The organism is Silvibacterium sp., assembly GCF_047605705.1.
Classification (GTDB): domain Bacteria; phylum Acidobacteriota; class Terriglobia; order Terriglobales; family Acidobacteriaceae; genus Silvibacterium.
This window is the reverse complement of the sequence record NZ_JASGFD010000024.1, coordinates 1-18,775: the sequence shown is the minus strand read 5'-3', so window position 1 is coordinate 18,775 and position 18,775 is coordinate 1. Positions and strand designations below refer to the sequence as shown.

Annotated in this window: 15 protein-coding genes; 6 read left to right on the top strand and 9 right to left on the bottom strand. The window is 60.9% G+C overall.

Features of this window, described 5'->3' with window-relative positions:
* Nucleotides 1-117 precede the first annotated feature (117 nt).
* The 6 genes from rsmH to QM649_RS10415 form a co-directional block, all read right to left on the bottom strand.
* Complete coding sequence (gene rsmH / locus QM649_RS10440; protein ID WP_415198980.1) at nucleotides 118-1,044, bottom strand: 16S rRNA (cytosine(1402)-N(4))-methyltransferase RsmH; 927 nt, start codon at nucleotides 1,042-1,044, stop codon at nucleotides 118-120.
* 25 nt (nucleotides 1,045-1,069) lie between these two features.
* Nucleotides 1,070-1,513: a division/cell wall cluster transcriptional repressor MraZ gene (locus tag QM649_RS10435; RefSeq protein WP_415198979.1), complete on the bottom strand. Its 444-nt coding sequence runs from the start codon at nucleotides 1,511-1,513 to the stop codon at nucleotides 1,070-1,072.
* A gap of 318 nt (nucleotides 1,514-1,831) precedes the next feature.
* On the bottom strand, nucleotides 1,832-2,302 hold the full coding sequence (locus QM649_RS10430) for a DUF2127 domain-containing protein (protein ID WP_415198978.1): 471 nt from the start codon (nucleotides 2,300-2,302) through the stop codon (nucleotides 1,832-1,834).
* A gap of 279 nt (nucleotides 2,303-2,581) precedes the next feature.
* The gene (locus QM649_RS10425; protein ID WP_415198977.1) at nucleotides 2,582-4,186 is read right to left on the bottom strand and encodes a carboxylesterase/lipase family protein; all 1,605 of its coding nucleotides are present in this window, start codon (nucleotides 4,184-4,186) and stop codon (nucleotides 2,582-2,584) included.
* A 45-nt stretch (nucleotides 4,187-4,231) separates the two neighbouring features.
* Nucleotides 4,232-7,093, bottom strand: a complete 2,862-nt coding sequence (locus QM649_RS10420) for a PIG-L family deacetylase (protein WP_415198976.1) — start codon at nucleotides 7,091-7,093, stop codon at nucleotides 4,232-4,234.
* Between the two features lie 64 nt (nucleotides 7,094-7,157).
* Entirely contained in the window at nucleotides 7,158-8,096 is a 939-nt protein-coding gene (locus tag QM649_RS10415; protein ID WP_415198975.1) for a carbohydrate kinase family protein, read from the bottom strand.
* 111 nt (nucleotides 8,097-8,207) lie between these two features.
* Here QM649_RS10415 and QM649_RS10410 point away from each other — a divergent pair, with 111 nt between their 5' ends.
* Nucleotides 8,208-9,233: a YncE family protein gene (locus tag QM649_RS10410; RefSeq protein WP_415198974.1), complete on the top strand. Its 1,026-nt coding sequence runs from the start codon at nucleotides 8,208-8,210 to the stop codon at nucleotides 9,231-9,233.
* A 235-nt stretch (nucleotides 9,234-9,468) separates the two neighbouring features.
* Here QM649_RS10410 and QM649_RS10405 read toward each other — a convergent pair whose 3' ends face one another.
* The gene (locus QM649_RS10405) at nucleotides 9,469-10,227 is read right to left on the bottom strand and encodes an SDR family oxidoreductase (RefSeq protein WP_415198973.1); all 759 of its coding nucleotides are present in this window, start codon (nucleotides 10,225-10,227) and stop codon (nucleotides 9,469-9,471) included.
* 168 nt (nucleotides 10,228-10,395) lie between these two features.
* Between QM649_RS10405 and QM649_RS10400 the strand changes: the two genes are divergently transcribed.
* Together QM649_RS10400 and QM649_RS10395 are read left to right on the top strand one after the other, a co-directional pair.
* Entirely contained in the window at nucleotides 10,396-10,776 is a 381-nt protein-coding gene (locus QM649_RS10400; RefSeq protein ID WP_415198972.1) for a winged helix-turn-helix transcriptional regulator, read from the top strand.
* A 35-nt stretch (nucleotides 10,777-10,811) separates the two neighbouring features.
* Entirely contained in the window at nucleotides 10,812-12,245 is a 1,434-nt protein-coding gene (locus QM649_RS10395; protein WP_415198971.1) for an APC family permease, read from the top strand.
* Here QM649_RS10395 and QM649_RS10390 read toward each other — a convergent pair.
* The gene (locus QM649_RS10390; RefSeq protein WP_415198970.1) at nucleotides 12,221-13,291 is read right to left on the bottom strand and encodes a purine nucleoside permease; all 1,071 of its coding nucleotides are present in this window, start codon (nucleotides 13,289-13,291) and stop codon (nucleotides 12,221-12,223) included. The two genes, QM649_RS10395 and QM649_RS10390, sit on opposite strands and share 25 nt — an antisense overlap.
* A 92-nt stretch (nucleotides 13,292-13,383) precedes the next feature.
* Nucleotides 13,384-14,766, bottom strand: coding sequence for a flavin monoamine oxidase family protein (locus QM649_RS10385; protein WP_415198969.1), 1,383 nt, complete (start codon nucleotides 14,764-14,766; stop codon nucleotides 13,384-13,386).
* 654 nt (nucleotides 14,767-15,420) lie between these two features.
* Here QM649_RS10385 and QM649_RS10380 point away from each other — a divergent pair.
* The 3 genes from QM649_RS10380 to QM649_RS10370 all read left to right on the top strand — a co-directional run bounded on the left by QM649_RS10380 (nucleotide 15,421) and on the right by QM649_RS10370 (nucleotide 18,740).
* Entirely contained in the window at nucleotides 15,421-16,788 is a 1,368-nt protein-coding gene (locus QM649_RS10380) for an aspartate aminotransferase family protein (protein ID WP_415198968.1), read from the top strand.
* Nucleotides 16,789-16,851: 63 nt separating this feature from the next.
* On the top strand, nucleotides 16,852-18,318 hold the full coding sequence (locus QM649_RS10375) for an APC family permease (RefSeq protein ID WP_415198967.1): 1,467 nt from the start codon (nucleotides 16,852-16,854) through the stop codon (nucleotides 18,316-18,318).
* 5 nt (nucleotides 18,319-18,323) lie between these two features.
* On the top strand, nucleotides 18,324-18,740 hold the full coding sequence (locus QM649_RS10370) for an aldehyde dehydrogenase family protein (protein ID WP_415198966.1): 417 nt from the start codon (nucleotides 18,324-18,326) through the stop codon (nucleotides 18,738-18,740).
* The last annotated feature ends 35 nt before the right edge of the window (nucleotides 18,741-18,775 follow it).

Genomic DNA, 18,775 nt, shown 5'->3' with positions numbered 1-18,775 from the left:
GGGTTTGAGGAGAGGTCTTGCGGGGATCGTCTTGCGCGGATAAAAACTTTCGCCGTTTGCTGCGGTGGGACGACCCCGGCCCGATGTTGTCAAAGAAGCCCGGAATCAGGTGCTGGCTTATCGCCTCTTCCCTTGTCCCGGCTTCGCTGCTAGCTTTTCCGCCGCTCGAAGCTTCGCGCTTCTTGCCCGCGGATTACGATCCGTCTCTTCTTCTTCAGCGATCACCGGCTTGCGGGTGAGCGCTTCGTAGATGCCCTGCTGCGCGCCTGCGCGGATTGCATCCTTGGCGCGCCGGTCTTCGAGTGAGTGGAAGCTGATCACCACCAGGCGTCCGCCGGGCTTCAACAACCGGGGTGCTGCCTCGAGCAGTGATTCGATCTCGCCCAACTCGTCGTTAACGTAAATTCGGAGAGCCTGGAAGGTTCGTGTCGCCGGATGAATCCTGTCAGATTTCATTGGCGGGGCCGCAGCTCTCACGATGCCGGCTAATTCCGCCGTCGTCGTTACTGGCCGGGCCCTGACAATGGCTCTGGCGATTCTCCGCGACCTCCTTTCCTCTCCGAATTCGTAAATCAGATTGGCGAGCTCTTTTTCGTCCATCTGATTTACCACTTGTGCGGCGGAGTGCCCCCGGCGCGGATTCATCCGCATCTCCAGTGGCCCATCCGCCTGAAAACTAAAACCTCTATGCGCCTCGTCGAACTGCAGGGAACTGACGCCGAAGTCGGCCAGCAGGCCATCCAGGCTCGCCGGCTCAATCAGCTCGGCAGCACCGGAAAACTCCGTATCGTGCAGGACTACCTCGGGCATCTCGGCGCCGAGCTCCTCGCGAAGGGCGTTCAGTCTGGCCTTTGCCAGGGCCATCGCCTCGGGATCGCGGTCGAAGGCAATCAACTTGCCCTCGGGGCCGATCGCTCGTGCAATCGCGCTCGAGTGTCCTGCCAGTCCGAGCGTCGCGTCGACATACGTACCGCCGCGGAGCAGGTTCAGGTATCGGATCGCTTCTTGTAAAAGAACGGGCACATGGCGTTCACGTTCTGTCATGTGCTTCCCCTCAGGGACTGCCTTTCTATAAGCCGAAGCTTTCGAGCATCTGCTCGTCTTCTTCTGTCATGGGCGACTCGTCCATCAGCTTCACGAAGTTCTCGCGGTTGGTTACCCGCAGAAACGTGTGCATGCCGAAGATCAGGACATCGCCTAGCGTGCTGGTCTTTTCGCGCAGGAGCTGCGGCAGGAGAACTCTGCCCTGCGTATCCATTTCAACCGTCTGGCCGTAATAGTTGATGTAATTCATCAACTTTTTCTTGGCCGGGTTGGAGTTGGGAATCGCGGCGATCTTCCGCTCGATCTCTTCCCATTCCTTCATCGGGTGGATCTCTACATCCACTCCGTCCCTGCTCGTGATGTAGAACGTCTCGCCGTACTGCTTCTCTTCCACTACCCGCTTAAAGTCGGCAGGGAGCTTCAAGCGCCCTTTTTCGTCGACTCGCGTTGGGTAATTGCCGCGAAACATCCTAGAATCCTTCGCCCAACCGGAGTCGGTGTGCTAACGTTCCACAGCGGCTGGGAAGGACCTCGTAAATCTTAAAGTTGAACCACTTTAGACCCTTTTGGGCCCCTTTCGTCCACAATCGTAGCGCACGGGCATAGGCCGTCAAACAACAAAAATTGTGGATTCGTAGTTTTGCGGTGGAAGCGCTCAGAAATGGTGCAAAACGATACTAAAAACCACCACATATTGTGGTTACGAAAGAGCGTTACCCGCAATCCATAGTGTTTGCAATTCTGATTCCCGCCCCCTCTTAAAGCTTGCCTAAAAAGGTTGCTTCCGCTACGTAAGTTTTTCCCCGGCCCGGTAATTTCTGCGGGCATGCGATCGTGACCGGACGTAGTACAGCAGAAAAGCCAGTACCAGCAGGTTCACAACGAAGAGCCCGACTTTGATCCAGGTGAAGCGATGAAGGATCTCGAAGGTCTCCCAGGGCAGGAAAGAAGCGGTCAGGATCAGGGTGACGTACTCCGCCCAGGTTCTGCGAAGCAGAAGTCCCACGCCTTCCAGCGTATGCAGCCCGGCATAGGCAAAAATTCCCAGGCTGATCTGCCTCAGCCGGTGCGGACCAATCAAGGCGATCTTATCCAACAGGATGTTGACGAAATGCCCTTCCGGATCGAGACGGAGTTCCACGACCACGCGCGTCGCGACATCCACCAGATCCCGGTGCAGGTGTAACAGCTTCAGGCCACCGATCCCCAGGAGAATACAGAGCAAGGCTTCGAGCATCTTGAAGCCGCCGATTGCCATCACCCAGCCATCCATGGCGGTGGAGGGTTTATGCACCGGGGCAGCCTGGGGCGAGGATGGGGTCGTAATCGACATCGGGCCGTGGGGTCACCTGTAAAACAAGGGGTGGTCCTCTCAGGATAAATGCAGCAGGGGGAATCCATCGGACAATGCGAGCTGGCCGCGGCGACGGAACGAAAATAAAACCGTTTCAGAGCGAAAAAATTCCGGATTGGTGCTGTCGTCACCCGGCCATCATCGAGAGACAAGAGCCTCGCTCAGGGGCGAGACTCCACACAGCTACAGCACGTTATCCCAAAGCCGCAACTCTGCTTCGAGTGGCTGCTGTTCGACATGCGACGCAACATCGAGAATCATTGTCTCGCGATGCGTGCCCGTATATTCGGGCCACGTCGGCAAGCCGGGCGCCGTCGGCGTTTCTCCCTTGATGAAGGCCACCCAGGCGATATGCATCTGCTTGGCGATGACGGCTTCCGCCGACGAGTTCGTGACCTGCTCATGAGGCTTGTCCCACACCAGAGGAATATCGAGCGAGTGATAGGCATAGCCTGAGAGTCGGCCGCTCGCCTCCGTGAAGTCGAGGCGATACATCCATGCCTTGCCGCCTGCGGCGATGTGAGCATCGGCCACGCGAATCGACGGCACCCAGTATTCTTCCGCCGTGAGCGCGCGAATACGTAACTGTTCCAGCCCTAAATCCGTATAGACGCCCTTGTACTTGCGATACACGGGCAGGAACTGCTCCAGCGTAATGTTGCCGATATCCTTTGCCGTGGCATCTCCAGTTGGATGCGGCCCGACAAACAGTGAACTCTCGTCCCGATTGGTGCCGATGAGCAGCCGCTTCCCTTTCGTGGAGCCCTTCGCAATGGTGAGCACAGGCAGACGCGGCAACAGCGAAGCATCGATCTCGCAGCGCAGAGGAAAATGCTGCGGCCAGTTCGCGATGAAATCATGCTGCGCCTGGATCAGGTCCTCTGCCGGAGCCGTGCGCAGTGCTGCTGCACTTTCGCTCGACTGCTTCGTCCATACATCGCCAAACCCCTGAGCCACACGGAAGGAGTTCTGCTGCGGCCATACCCGCTCGGCACCGCCGCTCTCCGAGATCATCTGGTGAAAAAGTGGCTGGGCTGCGGGTACGCCCATCAGGATGTCTGTAAGCTTGGCTCCCGCCGACTCACCCCCGATGGTCACACGATCCGGGTCGCCGCCGAAGCTGGCGATATTCTCTCGGACCCACTCCAGTGATGCGATGAGGTCGCGCAGCGCATTGTTCGCCGAGCCCGTATATTCATTGCCCAGCAGTGGGGCCATGTCCAGGAACCCGAAGACTCCCAGCCTATATGCAACTGTCACGCATACAATTCCCTCGCGCGCGAACTCGCTGCCGTCATAGATACCCTCAAAGGCATGGCCGCCGGTAAATCCGCCGCCATGTATCCAGACGAAAACCGGGTACGGCCCTTTGCCCTCGGGTGCCCAGATATTCAGCTGCAGGCAGTCTTCACTATGTACCACGCGGGGCTCGCCAAACTGCATGGGGGACGGCCCAAACTGCGTGGCATCGCGCTCTCCCTGCCATGGCTTTAGCTTCTCAGTCGGACGAAAACGTAAGTCTCCAACGGGAGGCTGCGCAAAGGGTACGCCGCGAAAGATGTGGATACCGGCGGCACTTGCTCCGCGCAATGCGCCGCTGGCCGTGCGCACCAGAGGCCCCGAGCCGGAGCCCTGTGAAGCCGGCGCAGGCTGCGCTGCTGCGGTCTGGCCAAGCGCAGATACCGGCCATCCGCCGTGAAACACGAGCGCGGCCATGGAACTGGTGAAGGCGGATTGCCGCAGAAACCGGCGGCGGCTGAAGTGCTTCGCGGAAGTAAAATCCTTCATCGGCTCCCTGACCATTGACGGATTCTGGAAAGCTGGCAACGAACGTTATGGCTTCATGGTGCTGCGATTCGGATTCGCACTGAGACTGATCAGATTCGCAAGGATACGATATGCACCCGGCACCGCCGCCGGGAACTGGCGGTACAGCGCATAGGCCTCATAAATGTAGATGCCCTTTCCGTAAGGCGCAACCAGCAGACCACCACGCTGCGGATCCTGCCCCGGATCGGCAACCTCGGTCAGAGGGATGTAATGCGGATCCCACGAGGAGGCGAAGCTGTGACCCTGCTCTTCTTCCCATCCGGAAAAATCAGCCCCCGAGATGCGATTTGGCCACTGGAAGAGCGGGCTCGAAGGAGCCAGCAGCTTCACCGCATCCGACTCATCCACGACCTTCTCTGCATCGCCAGGAACAGAATAAGGATAGGGCCCTACGCTCGAACTGAGTCCCGGATTCTGATACTGCACAACGACCACGCCTCCATTGTGTGCATAGTCGAGCAGCCGCGCATTCGCCGCAACGAGATCGCTGCGATTCGAATAAGCGCGGATACCCACGAGGATGGCGCTGTAACCGCTGAGGTCGCCCGAAGCGAGCTCGGCAGCCGTGATCAGGTGGGTCGTAACACCTAGCTGGGTGAGAGCCTCAGGAACCTCATCGCCCGTGCCCATGATGTATCCAACGCGCAGGCCGGGGGCGACCTTCACATCCGCGCCGTGCACGCTGTAGGTCGCTTGGCGATCGAGAAAATAGGGACGCAGGCCGGGATACCCAGCCCGCTCCACGCCGGTACTGTACTCGTAATTGCCGCTTTGCGCGATTGCATGGATGTCGTAGGACTGCGCTGCAAGCGCTCCGGGATGAATTGTCACCGTCTCGGTTACAGATTGGTTTGGCGCGAGGTGAAATGCCTGCGACGCAGGCTCAGCGGTCCAGCCCTGCGGCAGTTCAAGATGCAGCGTGCCGTCCGCGTTGTCCGGCTGATAGTTTCTCACCGAGACAGCGAGCGGAAAGGACTTCGCATCCAGCGGAACCACTCCGGCATGCGCGGAGAGATTCACCGCCAGCCTCGGCATCACGACTAAAGGCTCGAAGAGATTGCCGTATCCGTGCTCACGGTGGTTCGTCTGCACCACCTGCCCAATGCGGATCGGCACACCGTTGTAGTCGAACTCTGCCCAGCCCGCGAGCGGATAGGGCGCGAAGGGCTGATTCAGCAGCTTCGGATCGGAGACATCGTAGTAAGGCTGCGCCGTCGAGGGGCGCGTGAAATACGGCTCGGTGGGCGGCGCATTGCGCGGCACCGTCACACGATAAAGAACATCGCCCTCATGGCTCGCAGCCACATCCATACCGGGTGAACCCGCGCGCTCCACATGCCACGGCGTATCCCCGCTCGACGCAAGCCAGGTCTTCGTCAGCTTCAGATTGCCGCCGGTGCTCCACGGCTCTGCGCCAGTCACGTGCAGGCGCACCGTGAACTGCTCGCTCGGGGTAACAGCCGTGCGTGTCTCCTCGGCGTTGATCGTAAGGGTGACATCCTTCGATCCATCCTCGGGAATCACCAGCGCCCGCACCTTCAGGCCAAGAGCCTCTGCCAACGCGGTGTTGAACTGCGTGAGCTTGATCTCCAATTCATGCGCGACATTTGCTTTGTCGTCTGCGCTCAGGCCGCTTGCGTTCACCTGGTCGAGAAGCGCCTGCGTCCGCTGCGCTCCCAGCGCCAGCTCGGGAGCGATCTTCACGGGGCTCGACGGCAGGTAGTTGAAGGTCGCCGTCATCACATGCTGGTCAATTTCTTTCAGGCCAGCGGTAAGAAACGTAGTGTCGCCGTGCGCGAGTGAGGCGATACCCACGAGCGATGTATCGATGCCATCAAAGAAGCCGTTCTCTCGAACGCCTTCGGCCGCAGGCGTCTGCACGCGCGATCCATAACGGTGATACGCAACGCTGAAATCGCCGGGAAGCGGAGGATTGCCGCCGCCATACTGCGATTTCTGGAGAGCCCAGCCATCACGCGCCATCTGCACATAGGACCGTCCGAGGATGGGGTCATACGTGCCTTCCGGGATCTCAACATCGGCCGTAGGAGCCTTATCCGACCAATGCCCCTGCACGTAATCATAGAAACGAACGGGCGCCCATTTGTTCGTGGCATAGTCGAACATGCCCTTGCTCGTTATCGAAAAGAAAGGCAGCCGCGCATACACCTTCACTGGCGACCATGGACGCAGGCCCGCCGCGATCTGATCCGGAAAGACATTTGGATCACCAGCCATGCGAAAGACTTCCTGCACCGCCTCACCCGACATCTGATGGTGCCCATGCCCATCTGTAATGTTTCCGGTAAACACCGAGGTCACAACCAGCGGGCGGTACAGGCGCACGGCACGCACGGCATCGTAGAGCACGCGGTCGCGCCCCCATTTCCGATGCGCTTCGTCGAGCGTCTTCGAGAAGCCGTAGTCGGCAACCCGCGAGAAGAATTGCTCTGTCCCCGAGTACTGATCGGCCAGTAGGAGCTCATTCGTGCGGATGAGCCCCAGTGCGTCGTCGGCCTCGCCGGACATTGCATTCTGGCCGCCTTCTCCGCGGGTCAGCGTGAGGATCGCCGTCCGCGCGCCAGCCCCGCGCGATTCCAGCGTGAGCATGCCGCTATCCTCGTCGTCCGGGTGCGCGACGATCATCATCAGGCTCGCCCAGGTGTGCAGCTTCCTGAGTGTCAGAGATAGTCCATCGGCGCCGCGATCCTCGGGCAGTGTCTGCTGGTCGGCCGAAGCGACGATCGAAGTCTGCCAGGGCGTGACCTGCGCGGCGAGAGAAGAAACGAACGGCGACACCGTCACGAAGCCGGCCATCGCGAGAGCGGAGGCAGTGCGAATGTGAGAGAGGGCAGCTTTGGGCATGCAAAGCCAGTGTACAAAAGCCCGGCGCTATGCCGGGCTTTCTGGTTTCAATAGAGGAAGATCCTTATCGGGCCAGCAGAGCAAACTCTGCTGCGTCGTGGCGCTCGCCGGTAGCCATCAGCTCTTCGATACGCTCGACCGACTGAATCCCGCCGCGCGCGCCGATGCCCGTACAGTTGATCGCCGCGGCCGCACAGGCAAAATCCAGCTGCCGCTCCAGCGGCCAGCCCTGCAGCAGCGCAAAGATGTACCCGGCATGGAAGACATCGCCCGCGCCCGTAGTATCAACAACCGGCACATTGTAGGCAGCGGAGTGATAGAAGCGCGAACCGTCCCAGGCCAGTACACCGTGCTCGCCCAGCGTGGCTGCGGCCAGCTTGCAGCCGCTCTCCCGCTGCAGGCGGCGGAGCGCAAACTCAAGATCTGCTTCACCTGTGAAGCGATTCGGGAAGTCCCGGCTGACGATCAGGTAATCGATCAGCGGCACCAGCTGTTCAATCCCGTTATAGAGCTCGTCGAGATCAGCAATCACCGGCACACCGGCCTCGCGAGCCCAGCGGGCAGCCTGGATTGCAGCATCGGTGTCCCATCCATCCACGTGGAGCGCACGGGCGTTTACCACCCACTCGCGGCTCAACTCCTCGGGCTTGATAATCAGGGCGTCATCGCGGCGGTTCAGCACCGTGCGCTCACCCGTTCCGTCGACAAAAATCAATGATTGGGCGCTGGCTCCGCCGGGAACGGTGAGAATCTGCGCTTCGACGCCGAGGCGCTCGAACTCCCCGCGATGCAGGCGCGCCGCCTCATCCTCGCCGAGCTTACCCACGTAGCGAGTACGCAGACCCCACTGGGCGCATGCGATCACCGTGCTCGCCACCTGGCCGCCGGGCAACACGGTCGAACCGCGATACTCACCCTTGGCGCCGCGCGCAGGATAATGCTGCAGGTGAATCAATGTGTCGGTAGCATTCAGCCCGACACCCGCCAGGTCTACGACCGGCAAGTTTTTTTCCTGGGACAACCTGGCCATATGAAAACTGTAAACCTTTCTTCGATGCATCCGCTCGGCTGTGCGGCTCAGAAAGTTTTCCAGGTACGGATGTAGGCTAAGGGCATGAAGCTCTTTTTCCGTTCCGCCGTTCTCGCTTCCCTGCTGGCAGCCCCGCTGCTCCATGCGCAGAGCGCGCCCAAGGCCACGCTGCTCGCGCTGTCGAAGCAGGACCGCACGCTCTCCGTCATCGACCCCACGACCCTCCAGGTCATCGCGAAAATGCCTGTGGGCTGGGATCCTCACGAGGTCATCGCCTCGAATGACGGGCGCACGGCGTATGTCTCGAACTACGGCTTTGGCACCTTTCACACCCTCGCAGTCGTGGATCTGGTGAATCACAAGACGCTCGCCCCCGTCGATCTGGGCCCTCTCGCTGGCCCGCACGGCCTTGCCTATGCGGGCGGACGCGTCTGGTTCACCGCCGAGCGGGCCAAGTCCATCGGACGGTATGACCCCTCGTCCAAGCGCGTCGACTGGATTCTCGGCACCGGCCAGAACCGCACCCACATGGTCTGGGTCTCGCAGGACATGCAACGCATCGTGACCACGAATGTGAACTCCGGCACCGTGACCATCATTGAACCGGTTGCACTTCCCAAGCCGCCTGCTGCGCTGCCTAACGAGCCGATGCCCAAGACCGACTGGGACGAGACGGTAGTGAAGGTGGGCGGCGGATCGGAAGGCTTCGACGTCTCTCCGAATGAGAAAGAGATCTGGGTCGCCAACGCCAAGGAAGGCACTATCTCCGTCATCTCCTTTGCCGAGAAGAAGGTCGTCGCGACGCTGCAGGCAAATGTGCCCAGCGCCAATCGCCTCAAGTTCACGCCGGACGGCAAGTACGTCCTGGTCTCCTGCCTGCAGAAAGGCGAACTGACGGTGCTCGATGCCGCGACGCGCAAGGTCGTGAAGCACATCCCCATCGGCCACGGCGCGGCGGGCATCGTGGTGCAGCCGGATGGCGCGCGCGCCTATATCGCCTGCACGCCGGACAACAACATCGCCGTGCTCGACCTGCACAGCTGGCAGGTGGTAGGCCACATCAATGCCGGCCCCGGCCCCGATGGCATGGCGTGGGCCGTCAACCAGTAAGAACTGCTCCAAACAAGAAAGCCGGGTGCCCCACGTCTCGATTCTGAGACGTGGGAGACTGCGAACCCATCTTCTACACCTTGTCATTCCGACCGAAGCGAGCAGCGCGAGCGCAGTGGAGGAACCTGCTGTCCTCTCAACAAGCGAGGGTTTGGGCGGAAGAACACGAACCTCGCCACCAAAATGGCAAAGCCCGCTCTCCCAGAGCGGGCTTTGTCATTCTCAATCCAAAAGATCAGTGACTGCCGGCCATCGCCTCATTCAGGCCATGGAATACCTGGTCATAGTGCCCGCTCTCGGCCGCGTACCGCAGTGGTTTCACCCGATCCACGCTGATCTCCGCCGGGGTCGGCTGCTGCTTCAGGATCTGGATCGTTTCAGCGATGAACTCCTTTAAGGGCATCGCACGCGGATCCTCCGCACCGCCCATCAGCTCCGTCTGCACATACGGCGGAATGATCTCCAACACCTCGACTGTTGTCTTTCTCAACTGGTAGCGCAGCGACTGCGTGTACGAGTGAATCGCGGCTTTCGTCGCGTTGTAGGTCGGCGTGGGCGCGAGCGGCACAAACGCCAGCCCCGACGACACCGTCGCCACGGTCGCCTGCGGCTGCTTCAGAAAATGCGGCAGCAGCACCGCCAGCAGACGGATCGGACCGAGTAGATTCGTGTTGATGATGGCCTCCGCGTCCGCCAGGTGCGCGGCCTCGCTCAAATTCTCCGCCCGCATGATGCCGGCATTCAGGATCACGGCATTCAGCATGGGGAACTCCGCGACCAGCTTTTCCGCGAATGCCGGGAGCCCAGCGGCGTCCTCGATATCCAGCGTCACGGACTTCATGCCGGGATTGGCCTTCACCGTCTCATCCAGCACGCTCTGACGGCGTCCGGCAATGATGACCTGGTTGCCCTCGGCATGCAGTGCTTCCGCGAGCCCGCGGCCAATGCCCGAGCCTCCGCCCGTAATCAGAATGGTGTTTCCCGAGATGTTCATAGCGTGCAGCCCTCTCATCGCTGCCTCAATCATCCTAGAAATTACACTCTCTTCTGGAAAGCAGGCACCTAAGAGTTCTATACTTACCGCAGGGGTAGTCATATGACTGCGTTGATCTTGCCTTCAGAAAAAAAGTTGGCCTCTGCACCGAGCCGACCTGTTCCGCATATGTGTGAACCCGGCCAGCCCATCCCCGAAGAGATCGATCCGAAGATTGAAAGACTCGTCCGCGAGATCATCGAGCGCATCGCCGACAAGTGGACCATGATCGTGCTCGAAGTCCTCGAAGAGCACGGTGTCGTCCGCTTCACGCGCATTGGCGAGCTGGTCGGCGACATCAGCCAGAAGATGCTCACCAAGACGCTCCGCCAGATGGAGCACGATGGCCTGGTTCTGCGTACCGTGCATCCCGTGATCCCGCCGCACGTGGATTACCAGCTCACGCCGCTCGGCCACAGTCTCGGCGCAGCCTTCTGCGGCGTATGGATCTGGGCCGAGCAGCACTACGAGGAGATCGAGCGCGCCCGCAAGGCCTTCCCCATACGGTAGTCTGAGACTTCGATTCCCCATTTTCCGACCCGACCTTGGCCGACTCCCAACAGCCCGCACTCGAACGCCGCATCGGCCTGGGCAGCGCCATTTCGCTGAACATGATGAACATGATCGGCGTGGGCCCGTTCATCACACTGCCGCTGGTGGTAGCAGCGATGGGCGGTTCGCAGGCGGTGCTCGGCTGGCTCCTCGGAGCGCTCATCGCCATCTGTGACGGCCTGGTATGGGCCGAGCTCGGCGCAGCCATGCCCGAGGCCGGAGGCTCCTACGCCTTCCTGCGCGAGATCTACGGCCGCAACGGCGCCGGACGCATGATCTCCTTCCTCTACATCTGGCAGCTCGGCTTTAGCGCTCCGCTCTCGGTCGCCTCGGGATGCATCGGCCTCGCGCAGTATGCTGCGTGGCTGTGGCCCTCACTGGACCGGCCGCTTCTGGGCTCGATTCCTGCGGTGAGCTTTCTCGCCGCAGCCACCTGCGTGCTTGCCGTGGCGATGCTCTACCGCAACGTCAGCTCTATCGCCCGCACAGCATGGGTGCTCACCGGAGGGGTGCTCTTCACCATCGGTGCAGTCATCGTCGCAGGATTCACGCATTTCCACGCCGAACTGCTGCACCCCGCGCCCCATGCCTTCGATTTGCATGCAGGCTTCTTCGCCGGACTAGGCTCGGCGACGCTGCTCGCCACCTACGACTACTGGGGCTACTACTCGGTGTGCTTCCTCGGCGGTGAGGTGAAGGAGCCGGGCCGCACCATTCCCCGCGCCATCCTGTGGTCGATCGTGATCGTCGCCGCGCTCTATCTCGCGATGAATGTGAGCGTGCTCGGTGTGATCCCGGTACAGGAACTCGTCGGCAACAGCTCGGCAAAGCTGGCCGTCGTGTCTTCCCTGATGCAGCAGACCGTCGGCTCGACGGCGGCTCGCCTGCTCACACTCTTGGTCATGTGGACGGCATTCTCCTCCGTCTACTCGCTGCTGCTCGCCTACTCGCGCGCCCCGTATGCTGCCGCGCTCGACGGCAACTACTTCCGCGCCTTCGCACACGTGGACAGGAAGCATAAGTTCCCGTCTGTCTCGCTGCTGGCACTGGGGGGCGTGGCCACCATTTTCTGCTTCTTCCACCTGGCAACGGTGATTGCTGCGCTGGTCGCCATCCGTATCCTGCTGCAATACCTGCTGCAACAGGTCGGCATCATCCTGTTGCGCATTCGGCGGCCGGAGATGCCGCGCCCCTTCCGCGTATGGCTCTACCCGCTGCCACCGCTGGCCGCACTCGCAGGCTTCCTCTTCATCGTCTTCTCTCGCAAGGAAGCCTCACGCGAGTTGCTCGATGCCGTGGTCGTTGCAATCACTGGATCGGCGCTTTATCTCGTAAGGGCGTGGCGCAGGCGCGAATGGCCCTTCGCACCAACGCAATCAGATCCGGATCAAGCCCGACTCGATCATTCCGCCGCTGAAGGCAGATGATCGCGATACTCGCTCCAGTGCGCCAGAATTGCATCCACCACCGGCCGCCCGACCGCGTACGCTGCCTCGAGCGCCGCCAGATAAGCGCCATAGCGGCTCACCTTCTGTTCGGTGAGACTCTGCGCAGCGGTCATTCCCGCAGGCTGCTGATCGTAATTCGAAATCGTTCTTAAAATAAGCACGCGCCTCCGATCGATCCGGCCCGCATGATCGAGAAAGGTGAGCGACTGCAACGTGCCCGAGTCCTCCATACCGCTGACCATGAAGTTGCCCTTGCCGCCCGTGTAATAGTGGGTCCAGGCATTCGCCCATTGGTCCAGCCTGGCTCCATGCCAGTATGTGGCGGACGACACCTCATCTCCCGTAGCAACGAATGGAGGCCGCTGGGCAGCAGCCTGCGCAAAATGCGAGCGCTTCTCACGCATGCGGTCATCGTCGGCAAGCGGCGTGTTCTTTGTCAACGCATAGGCCCAGTGCGTCAACACCGGATTCAGATCATAGAGCTCGCCATAGCCTGCATCGGCAGGCTCTTCATAGGGAGTGGTGCGACGCAGCGGAACCTTGCCCGTCGGCCAGTCAGCCGGTATTTCGCGTGCATCGAGTTCGTGCGCAATGTCGCCGTCGACCACCTGCTGCACCCACACCGCAGACCCCAGAGAGACATCCGCCGGATCGCCACCGGCAATACCAGCAACGAGCCAGTAAGCATGCGAGAGATCGAAGCGAGGATCGAGCCCCAGCGCCATGATGCTCGCAGCCGCCTTCGCCGTGGCCACGCCAGTCAACACCGCGAGCACACCATCCTTGTTCATCCGCACATGGTGATAGCCCGCATCAAGCGGGAGCACGCGATCCAGGTGTATGCGCTCCACCCAATACTGGTATTCGCCCGGTGCATCGCCCGTATCCTCCCCCTGCTCGTACATGGCCACAACGACCACCTTTACCGGGATCGGAGCAGGAGCTTTGGCAGAGTCAACCTGAGCGATACCGATGCAGGGCAGCAGGACAGACAGGAACCCCATGAGGGAGCAGCGAAGGTTCATCGACGATCCTTGGCAAAGTGAATGCTCTCAGCGTACCGGCGCAATCTTTCGTGGCAAAGCAAAATTCATATGCTCCAGCCCCGCGTCTGCCATCAGGCATGTAACAGATGATGTGCCGCAGCCTCGCCCGTTGTCACCGCGCCTTCCATAAACCCCTGCCAGTCGGCGATATGCTCACCCGCGAAGAGTACGCGTCCATGCGGCGCAGCCAGTAGTGGCCGCACACGGAACCACTGTCCCGGCCGATAGACCGCATACGCTCCCTGCGCCCAGGGATCCTCCTGCCATGGCTGATCGAAACTGTCGAGCAACGCGCCCGCGGCCTTCGGCGAGACAACGGCAAGATCGCGGATCATCTGCTGCTGCCGCTCGACCTTCGATTGCGCCGCCAGCACGTCGGCCTTGTCACCACACGCATAGGAGCAAAGAATGCCGCGCTGCCCTTGTTGACCAAATGTCGAGTGGTAGAACTGGTGCGCAGTCTCGTCGGTCATCAGCGAAAAGTCTTCCGCGGGCCAGAAACGGCGGTCGAAGAGCAGCTGCGTTTTGATGATGCGTCCGTACTCCAGCTGCTCGGCAGCCTCGGCCTTGGCTGCAGGCAACGCAGGATCCCAGCGAATGCTGTTGAGCATGGTTGCAGGCGCGGTAAAGACACAGCTATCCGCCGTGAACGTCTCTCCTCCCGCCTCGATCGTTACCGTGCCGCGCGCGGAGTTTTGCGTGATCGCTGTTACTGCTTTACCGAGATGCACCGAGCCTGCGGGCAGTCGCGCGATCAGAGCCTTGACCAGCTCGCTGTTACCACCGCGCACGTGAAAGTCCATCTCATCGGTCGCCTGCGGATTCGCATAATCGCCCTGCGTGTATTCATCTCCTACGGAGAACGCCGAGACGACACGCGTGCTTTCGCCGAAGTCCGTGGGATCGATGATTTCGCGAAGAGCGCGGTCGTCACGCGTGTAGCCGATCTTGCCCAACCACGTCCACCAGTCGTATTGGTCGAGGCGGCGTTTTTCCTGCTCGCTGTAGTGCGCATACGTTGCGCGAAACTTTTCCCACGCGGCCTTGGACTGAGGCGAAAGACCCCAGTTTCCCGGCGTATAGAGATGCCCGTGACGCAGCAGCCACACGTGATACGCATGGGGCTCGAGCGGCACTTTCAACTCGCTGGTGATGGCAAGCATGCGCGTATGCTCTTTGCCGATCCATTCCCCACCCATCTCGCAACTCAACTCGGGAGCCTGCGGAAAGCGATAGGTCCACGCGCGTCCGCCGGGACGATTGCGCGCCTCGAGCACCGTCACCTTCCAGCCCGCAGACGAGAGCCGCCATGCCGCAGTCAGCCCGGCGAGGCCCGCGCCGACAATCACGCAACTGTGTTGTGGACGGGCGAGCGGCTGCGCGCACAGAAGCAGGTCCGCACCAAGGAGAGCCGTGCCCGCAAGGAAGCTGCGCCGTGTAATCGGGTTTGTCATGCAGTCGCTCCGGATTGAAGCGGCAGCATCCTTGCCGCAATGCCAGAGAAGAGAGAACCCGCTCTCACGAACGCAGCACTCTCGTATCGACATGTTGAAATTCGACAGACCGGCACAGATGGCTCCTCGGAAATCTCAAGGCAGCAAGCGCCTATCAGGATCACTGCAGGTACGGAAGTTGAAGCGTAAGACGGGCCTGCAAGACAGGTACAGCGGACAAAGCGTTTGTGCTTGACATGCGTGAGGAAATTTACTAATTTTTGCAAAATTACTACAAGGTTTTGCGGGCCGCAACGAAATTTGCACGCCTCTTCCCGCAGCCATTTTGCTTTAGCAGTACGCAGGACATCGCCTCTTGTTATTCGTGCCTACGCCCCATAAGGGAGGGACCGTTTCCGAGTATGGCTGCTGCTTCGCAATCCGAATGCGGTTGTTGCGCACGCGACGCGCGCAAGGCGCTCCCTGTCTCGCCTGCGCTCTCCCCACTGCTGCGCATCCCCGGAACCTACTGCCGTCTTCGCTGGATCCTGCGCTACGCGCGCAGTGAAGCTGTGCTCCGGCACGCCAGCTGAGACCTGGGCCACGTCTACCTACGGCCCGCACGCTCGACACGCCCCGCGATAGCCGGGTGTCACCCGAAAAGGATTGGCTGCCATGCATCATCTTCTCGAGAAGGAACTCGCCACCTTCGAATCGCGCACCCCTTCGTCACGCGCCGCGCTCAAAAAGGCGGAGCCGCGCCTCCCGCTTGGGGTCGCCAGCAACTTTCGTAGCTACGAGCCCTGGCCTCTCTTTGTAAAGGACGCGAAGGGCTCGCACATCCACGATCTCGACGGCAACGAATATATCGACTTCAACCTCTGCTTCGGCGCTCTGATGGCGGGGCACTGTCATCCCGCCGTCGTCGATGCGGTGAAGCAGCGGCTCGAGATCGGCACCATGTATGGCATGCCGCATACCCTCGAATACGAACTGGCCGAGGAGATCTGCACTCGCTTTCCGCTCGAGCAATGTCGCTTTGGCAGCAGCGGCACCGAGGTCACGATGCACGCCATACGCCTGGCGCGCGGCTTCACCGGCCGCGACAAGATCATCAAGATGGAAGGCGGCTACCACGGCGTGCATGACTCGGTGATGGTGAGCATGAAGCCGTCGGCCGATCTCTACGGCGACCCCGAGCATCCCACGCAGGTGCCCGCAGGCGGCGGTGTTCCGGCAGATACAGTGAAGAACACTCTGGTCGCGCAATTCAACGACCTCGAAGCGATAAAGCGCCTCTTCGCAGCAAACCCGGGCCAGATTGCGGCGATCATCCTCGAACCCATCATGATGAACATCGGCATCTGCATGCCGGTCGAAGGCTATCTCGAAGGACTGCGCGAGATCTGCACGAAGGAGGGGGCGCTGCTCATCTTCGACGAAGTAAAAACCGGCGCAAAGCTGGGGCGCGGCGGAGCCTGCGAGTATTTCCAGATTCAGGCCGATATCGTCACCCTCGCCAAGTCCATCGGCGGAGGTTTTCCGCTAGCAGCCTTCGCCGCAAACAAAGCGGTGATGGATATGATCGCGCAGCACAAGGTCTTCCACGCCGGCACCTACGCGACCAATCCGCTGGTCATGGCGGCTGGCCTTGCCACGTTCCATCATGTGCTGACGCCGGAGGGCTACGCGCACATTGCGAAGATCGGGGAAGCGCTCGTCGCGGGATATCGGCAGATCGCGCAGAAAGCAGGCATCGAGGGCTATGTGGAGAGCGCGGGAGCCAATGGCGCACTGCTTTTCTACGATCACAAGATCCGCAACTATCGCGACTGGCTGCAGGTCGACACCGATCTCTGGAAGCTCTACTGGTTCGGCATGGTGAACCGCGGCGTGATGCCACAACCCTACTGGTGGGACGAGCAGTGGACGCTCTCCGTCGCGCATTCGATGGCCGATATCGACCGCCATCTCAGCGCTTTTGAAGAACTCGCGCCATCCATCGCGCAGGCGCAGCAGGAGAGCACAGTACAAACCGTGTAAGAGCGACGACATTGCGCCGCCCAGGCAGAATAGGGGCGGCGCATTCCAGAAAGGAGGATGCGGTTGGCCAGAAGAATGCCAGGCAGCAGCCATACACCGGGGCTCAGGCGTGTGCTCGGACGCCGCGACCTCATCCTGCTGTTTATCGTCGCAGTTGCCAATCTCAACATGGTGCCGCCCATCTCCGCATCCGGCCCCATCACGCTATGGCTGTGGCTCATCGCGATGCTGCTCTTCTTCTGGCCGCAGGGCGCGGCGGTCACGGAACTGGCGCAGAAGTGGCCCGGCGAAGGCGGCATCTATCTTTGGGCCAAGCGCGGCTTCGGCGAACAGCACGGCTTCTTCGCAGGATGGTGCTACTGGCTCTCGAACGTCTTCTACTTGCCGACTGTCGTGCTCTCCTGCGTGGGCGTCGGCGTCTATGTCTTTGGACCACGCGTGCAGCGGTTCGCGGACAGCCCTGCCTTTACGGCATCGATGGCCACCGCCCTGCTGCTCTTCCTGCTGATCCTGAATATCCGCGGCCTCGAGCTGGGCAAATGGATCAACAACCTCGGCGGCGCAGGCACCATCGGCGGAGCAGCCGTGGTCGTGCTGCTCGCGGGGATCACGCTGCATCATCACCAGAGCTCATTTCATCGCGCGGATATCCGCCCTGTCTTTCACGACTGGCGGCTTCTGCCCGCCTTCGGCACTATCTGCTACAGCCTCGTCGGGCTCGATCTCGCTTCGATCATGGGCGATGAAATCTGTGAGCCAAAGCGCAATCTTCCTGTCGCCATCTTCTGGGGAGGATTAGCAGCCGCGGCCATCTATCTGGGTACCACGATGGCCATGCTCATTGCGCTCCCGCACGAGCAGATCGGTATTCTCTCCGGTGTCCTGCAAGCGATCAATGTGATGTCTCTGCACAACGGCCTCTCGTTTGTGGTTGCGCCTCTGGCCTTTCTGGAATGCCTTGCCATTCTCGGCACAGCCTCAGCGTGGTTCAGCGGCGCAGGCCGCCTGCCCTTCGTCGCGGGCATAGACCGCTACCTGCCCGCAGTCGTGGGCAAGGTCCATCCGCGCTATCACACGCCGTATGTCAGCCTCATCATTTACGCTGCACTGTCGGCGTTGCTTACCCTGCTCAGCTTCTTCGGCGTCACCGTGGGAGAAGCCTACCTGACAATGCTCGACCTAGCGGTCATCCTGCAACTGCTGCCCTCGTGCTATATGTTTGCCGCGCTGCTCAAACACGCTCTCGCACCCGACGCGAAGCTGCATACGTCAAAGCCTTACCTCATCGCAAACGCTCTCGCCGGCCTGCTGGCGACACTGGTCGGCATCGGCGTCGCCTTCGTGCCTTCGCGGCAGGTCAGCTCTATCTGGATCTACGAAGGCAAGCTGCTCACAGCCTGTGTGCTCATCTTCGGTTCGGCATATCTCTTCTACCGGAGAGCCGCACGCAACCAGCATGTCGCCACTGCGCTCGATCCCTTGCCGCAGCCAGCAGCGGTGTTCCCCACTCCAACCGAAAGGTCCTTCTAACTACCATGGCGATCTCTCAGGCAACGCAGGAAAGCATGTTCATTGACGGCCAGTGGGTAGAAGGCGCGGGCGGCAAACGCATCCCTGTTTACGACCCTTCGACCGAAGAGGTCATCGCCGAGATTCCCGATGCGACCACCTCTGAAGTGGATCGGGCCATCGCCGCCGCTCGTCGCGCCTTCGATCACGACGGATGGCCGCAAACTACGGCGCAGGAGCGCGGCCGCATACTCTTTCGCATCGCCGAAAAGATCCGTGCCGAAGCGCCGATGCTGGCTGAACTCGAATCGCGCAACTCCGGCAAACCGATCGTCGAAGCAGAATTCGACGTCGCCGATGCGGCCACCTGCTTCGAATACTACGGAGGCCTCGCCACCAAGGTGTCGGGCACGGTGAATCCCGTAGTTGCTCGATCCCGGTGAGAACCTGGTGCAGGTCGCGCAACGCACCCGTCGCG

Bases quoted from the DNA above. Each gene is read 5' to 3' on its own strand.
- rsmH (WP_415198980.1), bottom strand. From the start codon at position 1,044: ATGACAGAACGTGAACGCCATGTGCCCGTTCTTTTACAAGAAGCGATC.
- QM649_RS10435 (WP_415198979.1), bottom strand. From the start codon at position 1,513: ATGTTTCGCGGCAATTACCCAACGCGAGTCGACGAAAAAGGGCGCTTG.
- QM649_RS10430 (WP_415198978.1), bottom strand. From the start codon at position 2,302: ATGGCAATCGGCGGCTTCAAGATGCTCGAAGCCTTGCTCTGTATTCTC.
- QM649_RS10425 (WP_415198977.1), bottom strand. From the start codon at position 4,186: ATGAAGGATTTTACTTCCGCGAAGCACTTCAGCCGCCGCCGGTTTCTG.
- QM649_RS10420 (WP_415198976.1), bottom strand. From the start codon at position 7,093: ATGCCCAAAGCTGCCCTCTCTCACATTCGCACTGCCTCCGCTCTCGCG.
- QM649_RS10410 (WP_415198974.1), top strand. From the start codon at position 8,208: ATGAAGCTCTTTTTCCGTTCCGCCGTTCTCGCTTCCCTGCTGGCAGCC.
- QM649_RS10405 (WP_415198973.1), bottom strand. From the start codon at position 10,227: ATGAACATCTCGGGAAACACCATTCTGATTACGGGCGGAGGCTCGGGC.
- QM649_RS10400 (WP_415198972.1), top strand. From the start codon at position 10,396: ATGTGTGAACCCGGCCAGCCCATCCCCGAAGAGATCGATCCGAAGATT.
- QM649_RS10390 (WP_415198970.1), bottom strand. From the start codon at position 13,291: ATGAACCTTCGCTGCTCCCTCATGGGGTTCCTGTCTGTCCTGCTGCCC.
- QM649_RS10385 (WP_415198969.1), bottom strand. From the start codon at position 14,766: ATGACAAACCCGATTACACGGCGCAGCTTCCTTGCGGGCACGGCTCTC.
- QM649_RS10380 (WP_415198968.1), top strand. From the start codon at position 15,421: ATGCATCATCTTCTCGAGAAGGAACTCGCCACCTTCGAATCGCGCACC.
- QM649_RS10370 (WP_415198966.1), top strand. From the start codon at position 18,324: ATGGCGATCTCTCAGGCAACGCAGGAAAGCATGTTCATTGACGGCCAG.